The organism is Mesorhizobium sp. M1A.F.Ca.IN.020.06.1.1 (assembly GCF_004023265.1).
Lineage (GTDB): Bacteria > Pseudomonadota > Alphaproteobacteria > Rhizobiales > Rhizobiaceae > Mesorhizobium.
In genome coordinates, this window is the sequence record NZ_RZSR01001757.1 from 1 (window position 1) to 504 (window position 504).

A 504-nucleotide genomic window follows, 5' to 3' on the forward strand; every position below is an offset into this window, starting at 1 on the left:
CACTACACCAGTTGGATCGCGGATCGGGCGATCGACTTCATCGAGCGCCAGAGCAAGCAGGCAGAGCCGTTCGGCTTGTTCGTCTCGTTTCCGGACCCGCACCACCCCTTCGCCCCGCCCCTGCCCTATTGCGACCTGTTCCGACCGGAGCTGATGCCCACGCCGACCATCCGGGCGGGCGAGCTGGAGCGGATGCCGGCCTATCTCGGCGAAGGCGACGATCCGACCAAAGTGCCCTACATCGCCTCCGGCGAGCAGCCGCGCGAGCAGGGCTTCCTCCTGCGCACCGACGATATCTCCGACGAAACGCTGGCCATCGCAATCGCCCACACGCATGGCATGATCCAGATGATCGACGATGCCGTCGGGCGGCTGCTCGTCGCACTGGACGACGTTGGCGTGCTCGACGACAGCTTCGTGCTGTTTACCGCCGATCATGGCGAGTTGCTCGGCGACCACGGGCTGCTGCGCAAGGGGCCACCACCCTACCGACAACTGCTGCAG

The 504-nt window shown here is 65.9% G+C and carries 1 protein-coding gene; it reads left to right on the forward strand.

Features of this window, described 5'->3' with window-relative positions:
* On the forward strand, nt 1-504 hold a 504-nt coding region (locus EOA60_RS36735; protein WP_128312813.1), incomplete at both ends, for a sulfatase-like hydrolase/transferase.